The sequence below is a fragment of the Kitasatospora sp. NPDC093679 genome (genome assembly GCF_040683455.1).
In the GTDB taxonomy this organism is placed as follows: domain Bacteria; phylum Actinomycetota; class Actinomycetes; order Streptomycetales; family Streptomycetaceae; genus Kitasatospora; species Kitasatospora arboriphila.
Genome location: NZ_JBFBDW010000018.1, coordinates 135,112 through 141,111 on the forward strand (window position 1 = coordinate 135,112; position 6,000 = coordinate 141,111).

Annotated in this window: 5 protein-coding genes; 3 read left to right on the plus strand and 2 right to left on the minus strand. The window is 74.8% G+C overall.

The genetic code is table 11. From position 1 onward, the window contains the following. The first annotated feature begins 194 nt into the window (after window positions 1-194). Window positions 195-2,387 (plus strand): ATP-binding protein, encoded by a 2,193-nt coding sequence (locus AB0O09_RS17695; RefSeq protein WP_363542556.1) that lies wholly within the window; start codon window positions 195-197, stop codon window positions 2,385-2,387. A 50-nt stretch (window positions 2,388-2,437) separates the two neighbouring features. Here the strand turns inward: AB0O09_RS17695 and nucS are convergent, their stop codons facing one another. Continuing rightward, window positions 2,438-3,097 (minus strand): endonuclease NucS, encoded by a 660-nt coding sequence (gene nucS / locus AB0O09_RS17700; protein WP_363542557.1) that lies wholly within the window; start codon window positions 3,095-3,097, stop codon window positions 2,438-2,440. Window positions 3,098-3,662: 565 nt separating this feature from the next. On the opposite strand from nucS, the gene AB0O09_RS17705 reads away from it, so the two are divergent. Further along, complete coding sequence (locus AB0O09_RS17705; RefSeq protein ID WP_363542558.1) at window positions 3,663-4,055, plus strand: SCO5389 family protein; 393 nt, start codon at window positions 3,663-3,665, stop codon at window positions 4,053-4,055. 65 nt (window positions 4,056-4,120) lie between these two features. Here the strand turns inward: AB0O09_RS17705 and AB0O09_RS17710 are convergent, their stop codons facing one another. Beyond that, window positions 4,121-5,254, minus strand: a complete 1,134-nt coding sequence (locus tag AB0O09_RS17710; RefSeq protein WP_363542566.1) for an LLM class flavin-dependent oxidoreductase — start codon at window positions 5,252-5,254, stop codon at window positions 4,121-4,123. A 334-nt stretch (window positions 5,255-5,588) separates the two neighbouring features. Between AB0O09_RS17710 and AB0O09_RS17715 the strand changes: the two genes are divergently transcribed. Beyond that, entirely contained in the window at window positions 5,589-5,909 is a 321-nt protein-coding gene (locus tag AB0O09_RS17715) for an ATP/GTP-binding protein (RefSeq protein ID WP_363542559.1), read from the plus strand. Window positions 5,910-6,000: the final 91 nt, after the last annotated feature.

The window sequence follows — 6,000 nt, forward strand, 5'->3', positions numbered from 1 at the left end:
CCGTCCCGAACGCCCCGGCACCCCCCGCAGGACCACCCGAAACGTTACTTGGGGGTACCGGTCTGTGCTGCGCGCGGCGAGTGTGGAAAAGTCTGCGCTCACAAGCACGGCCGCACGGGTTCGGATCCGGTGCGCGGCCGGTCCGACGCCGTCCGGCAGCAGCCCGGCGGCCGACCATGGGGCGGAGCACGAACGTGGGACAGCCGACCGGTGATTTCGGGCAGGAAGGCGTACGCCCCCGCACCGGCGAGGTCGTCTCCGGAGACCTGCTGCTGGCGATCGGCGGACCGGACGGCTCCGAGGCCCGCCCCTGCCCGGACGGCTGGCGCCCGGAGCCCCGCCGCATCCGCGACCGCCGCCAGGACCGGCCCGAACTCGGCCCCAGCCCCGCCGTCGGGCCGCTCGCCATGGGCAGCGCCGCCGCCGACCTGCCGCTGCTGGACCGCGAGGACGACATCGCCCGGCTCCTGGCGGCACTCTCCGAGGGCCGCTCCGTCCGCCTCGTCGGACAGGCCGGCTCCGGACGCAGCACCCTGCTCGCCGCCGTCGCCGACGCCGCGGCCGGCATCGCCCCGGACGGCGTCGTCCGGCTCAGCGGCCACCGCCGCACCGGCGCCGACCTGCTGCAGGACCTCTTCGCCGCGACCCACCACGCCCCCGGCTACCGGCCCGACCGCCGCGCCCTGGCCTCCCTGCTCTCCCAGGTGGGCGCCGTCGTCGTGATCGACGACCTGGACGTCGACGACGAGGAACTCGCGGAACTCCTCGACGCCGCCCCGGACTGCGCCTTCCTCGTCACCGTGCCGCCCGGCAGCCCGGTGCTCACGCCCGGCCTCCGGCTGGAGGACCACCCCGTCGCCGGCCTCGCCAAGTCCGCCTGCCTGGCGCTGGCCGGCCGCCTGGCGGGCCGTCAGCTGGACGAGACCGAGCGGGCCTGGGCGGTCGACCTGTGGTTCGAGTCCGAGGGCCTGCCGCTGCGCTTCGTCCAGGCGGCCGCCCTGCTCCGCCAGCGCGACGTCTCCGTGGACACCCTGGTCGCCGCGCAGGAGGACCGCAACAACGTCTTCGGCCTGGTCAAGGAGATCAGCGAACCGGACGACCCGGCCGTCCTCGAGGGCGAACTGCGCCGCACCGTCCCGCTGCCAACCGTCGCGGAGAGCGCGGCGCCCGCCGTCCGGCTCGCCGAGGGGCTCAGCGAGTCCGCGCAGGCCGTGCTGCGGCTCTCGCTGGCGTTCGGCGGCGAGTGCCCGACCGCACCGCACCTGCCGGCCCTGATCGACGTCGGACTCGGCGAGAGCGCACTGCGCGAACTCGTCGACGCCGGCCTCGCGGTGTCCGTCGGCGGCCACCACCGGCTCACCACCGGCGTCCAGGAACTCCTCGCGGACCGCTTCGACCCGGGCACGGTCGCGTACGGCGCCGCCGAACACTTCTCCTGGTGGGTCGGGCACGGCTCGGTCACCACCGAGCAGATCGCCGCCGAGGCGGAGGTCCTCGTCGGCGCCCTGCTCGCCGACCGGGCCGCCGACCGCCCGGAGGCCGTGCTGCGGCTCGCCCGCGCCGCCGCCCCGGCACTGGCCCTGTCACTGCGCTGGGGGGCCTGGGAGCGCGTCCTCAAGCTCGGCCTGGAAGCGGCCCGGGTGCTGCGCGCCACCGCCGAGGAGGCCTGGTTCCACCACGAGCTCGGGGTGCTCGCCCTGTGCGTGCACTCGGACCAGCGGGCGCTCGCCGAACTGGAGTCCGCGGTCGCGCTGCGGGCCGCCTTCGGAGACCCCAACTCCGGTGCCGCCGGGCGGCGGATGCTGGACCTGCTGAAGTCCGAGGCCCGGCAGCTGCCCGCGGGCGAGGAGCCGTCGACCGGCGGCCGACGACCCGTCATCAGAGCCATCGCGAAGGCCCCTTGGCGGCTCGCCGCGGCGAAGAAGGGGTCGGACGCCAAGCGGGCCGCGATCGCCGGAGCGGCGGCCGTGCTGGCGCTGGGCGTCCTGGGCGCCGCGATCGGGCTCAACACCGGCGGCGAGGACTCCGCGGGCAACGGCCGCACCCTGCCCGGCACCTCGGTGGACGACACCACCACCGGGGACGACCTGCCAGCGGCCACCACCTCCGGCTCCCCGACCGCCGCACCGAGCGACAGCCCGTCCGAGAGCCCCTCGGCGTCGGCCTCGGCCTCGGACTCCGAGTCGCCGTCCGCCTCGGCGAGCACCACCGGCACCCGCAAGCCGACCGCGACCAAGACCACCGCACCCGTCCCGGGCCAGAGCAGCAAGAGCCCGAGCACGGGCACCAGCACGACCGCGCCGCCGTCGCCGAGCACCAGCGCATCGACGAGCAGCAGCGCCTCCGCCTCGCCCTCCGACCCCTCGGGCAGCCCCTCGGCGCCGTAGCGCAGGGAGCCCGCCGGGGGAGCCCTCCCGGGACCGGGAGGGCCAGCGGCCTAGAACAGCTTCAACTTGTCGTCGTCGATGCCGCGCAGCTCGTCGTAGTCGAGCACCACGCAGCCGATGCCGCGGTCGGTGGCGAGGACGCGGGCCTGCGGCTTGATCTCCTGGGCGGCGAAGACGCCCTTCACCGGGGCCAGCAGCGGGTCCCGGTTGAGGAGTTCGAGGTAGCGGGTGAGCTGCTCGACGCCGTCGATCTCACCGCGGCGCTTGATCTCCACCGCCACGGTGGCGCCGTCGGCGTCCCGGCAGAGGATGTCCACCGGGCCGATCGCGGTCGGGTACTCGCGGCGGATCAGCGACCAGCCGGAGCCGAGGACCTCCATGCGGTCGGCGAGCAGCTCCTGCAGGTGTGCCTCGACGCCGTCCTTCACCAGGCCGGGGTCGACGCCCAGGTCGTGCGAGGAGTCGTGCAGCACGTCCTCGAGCGTGATGATCAGTTTTTCGCCGGCCTTGTTGACCACCGTCCAGGTGCCGTCCGCCTCCTTGAGCGTGCAGGGCGGCGACATCCAGTTGAGCGGCTTGTAGGCGCGGTCGTCGGCGTGGATGCTGACGCTCCCGTCGGCCTTCACCAGGATGAGGCGGGTGGCGGACGGGAGATGGGCGGAGAGCCGTCCGGCATAGTCGACGGAGCAGCGGGCAATTACGAGACGCACGGTCGACCACGCTAGCCCACCGGGGCCAGTTGATGCGATTCCGCGACGACGGGGTGAAGAATTCGCGCATCCGGCGAACCATGGTGTCCGCGCGGTCACAGGCCGTGCACGCGGCCTCCGCCCGGCGCCGCCCGGCGGGTGCCGTCCCACGGGGATGGAGACTCGCGATGAACGCTGCGACACGATCCGGCCAATCTCGCCGTTGCGGCACCGATTCCGATGGTATTCGACGCATTCGCTCGTCGCGCTGAGCGATCGCCTGTCACCCTGGTGTGAGCGTCCGTCGTCCTGCGCGACCGCACGCTGGCGCGCCGGCGCACGCCCGTGCGGCGGTGGTGCGCCCGGGCGCCGTCCGCCCACCGTCACCACCGCTCCCGCGGCTCCCTCGCCGGGCCTCCCGGGCGCGGTCTGATCATCCGTCATCCCGACCGGCCGTCAGGTCGGTGGGAACGGCGGCCGGTTCGCGCGCACGGACCGGGCAGGGCCGCACCACCGAGAACGACCGCACCAACCGCAAGACCACCCCGGCGGGCCGCGCCGCGGTGGACCGCGAGAGGAGAACCCAATGTCGCTCGACGTCTCACCGGCCCTGCTCGAGAAGGCCGAGAGAGGCGAGGTCGACGAGAGGGAGTTCGTCGACTGCGTCCGTACCTCCCTCCCGTACGCCTGGGAGCTGATCAGCTCGCTGGTCGCCCAGACCAAGGTCGACGGCACCGACTTCGCCGACAACCACGTCCCGCCGCCCAGCGAGCAGGCCCGTGGCCAGCTGCTGCGCGCGATGGCCAGCGACGCGATCCGGGGCGCCCTCCAGCGGCACTTCGGCGTGCGGTTGGCGTTCCAGAACTGCCACCGGGTGGCGGTCTTCGCCCCGTCCGAGGTGAACGAGGAGCGCTACGCGCGCTTCACGTCCGTCCGGGCCCAGCTGCTCAACCAGTCGCCCGAGCTGCGCGACTGCTGACACCGGCCGACGGGGCCGGCCGGGACCACACCGGCCGGCCCCGTCGGCTGTCCGGACACCCGGCGTCAGCCCAGCTCGGGGAGGACCTCCGAGCCGAGCCGCTCGATGTTGTGCAACGTCGCCTCGCGGTCGCCGGAGCCCTCCGCGAGCAGCGCGAAACGGCGGATCCCGGTGCGCTCGGCGGTCGCCAGCAGCCGGTCCGCGCACTGCCGCGGCGTACCCACCGCGTGCAGGTCGCACAGCAGCTCGGTGTACGCGCGCGGGTCGCGCATCCGGCGCTCCCGCCCGTCGACCGTGCGGTGCGCGCCGAGCCCGTACTCGAACCAGCCCGGCATCGACCGCAGCAGGTCGGCCCGGGCCGCCGCCGTCCGGTCCGCGACCTGCACCACGCCCGCCGCGACGTGCTCCCGCTCGACCCGGGCGAGCTGCTCCTCGCCGCGCCCGCAGGCCCGCCAGGCCTCCCGGTAGGCGGCGAGCATCTGCTGCTTGTCGTCGTCGCCCGAGTGCATGCCGAGCAGCATCGGCAGACCTCTCTCGGCGGCCGTGCGCACCCCGTTGGGGGAGGTGCAGGCCATCACCACCGGTGGGCCGGACTGCGCCCGCCCGCCCGGCTCCTGGCGCTGCCGGGGGAAGTTCCGCAGCGGGTCGGCCTCCGCCTCGGGGCCGCCGAGGCCGAGCCAGTCCGCGAGGCCGCCCGGGCGGAGCGGCTCGGAGGCCCGCGGCACCACCGCCACCTCCGGGAAGGAGAACTGCGGCCCGTCCGCGCCCACCCGGGTGCCGTGCAGCCAGCGCAGCAGCAGGTCCAGCCGCTCCGGGAAGCCCGACTCGTAGGCGTCCACGCCGGTGCCGAAGACGTCCAGGTCGATCCACGGGCCGCCGCGGCCCACCCCGAGCGTGAACCGGCCGCCGGAGACCAGGTGCAGCAGCGCCGCCCGCTCGCCGAGCGCCACCGGGTGCGTGGTGGACAGCACGCTCACCGCGGTGCCGACGCCGATCCGGCGGGTCCGGCCGAGCAGCAGCCCGGCCAGGGTCGCGGCGTCCGGGCAGACGCCGTACGGCACGAAGTGGTGCTCCGCCAGCCAGACCGCGTCCAGGCCGGCCCGTTCGGCGGCGACCGCCGCGTCCACCGTGCGGGCCAGCACCTCGCCGTGGCCCTGCCCGGGGAACTGCGCGGAGAGCAGGAACGCGCCGACCGCGATCCGGTCGGTGGCCGCGGGGCGGGGCAGCAGCGCCGTCGCCGGGGCCGTGCCACCCCCCGGGGCGGGCTGCTGGTCGGTCTCGGGCCGCCGGCTGGTCTTGGTCATCGGGTGCCTCCTCGGGGGTGCGCAGGGACTGCGAACCCCGCTGTCTCACCACGTGAGTAGCCGATGTCATGTGCCAAAGGCACGTCGTTTCACCAATTTCCCAGGAGAACGGGTGGATCTCACCCAAAACACCTGAGATCGCGCGGATGTCGTGATAGTGGCACGGGCGGTGGTGCGGCGGCCCGTACCCTGGAGGTGTTCCCGTGCCCGGTCCGAGAGGTGGTTCGGCGTGTCGCCGCGTCGCAATCGTGAGAAGAGCTCCGCCCCCCGCGAGGACGCCCCGGCGGCCCCGTTCGGCGGCTCGCTGCGCCGCGTCGAGAGCTACCACGGGGAGGACTGGGTCGTGCAGACCGTCGCCGGCTCCCAGGGCCGGCACTACCGCTGCCCGGGCTGCGACCAGGAGATCCCGTCCGGCGTCGGCCACGTCGTCGCCTGGCCCGACCACGGGCCGGGGGTGGAGGACCGCCGGCACTGGCACCGCGCCTGCTGGGGCGCCAGGGAGCGCCGCGGCGCGGGCGTCCAGCGGGGGCGCGGCGCACCGCGGTACTAGGGCTTGTGTGATGTTGTGATCAGTTGGGCGGTCGTACGAGGTCGTCTATCCAGATCATCGAGGCGCGAAGATGGAGGCCGGCGAGGTAGCT

Bases quoted from the DNA above. Each gene is read 5' to 3' on its own strand.
- AB0O09_RS17705 (WP_363542558.1), top strand. From the start codon at position 3,663: ATGTCGCTCGACGTCTCACCGGCCCTGCTCGAGAAGGCCGAGAGAGGC.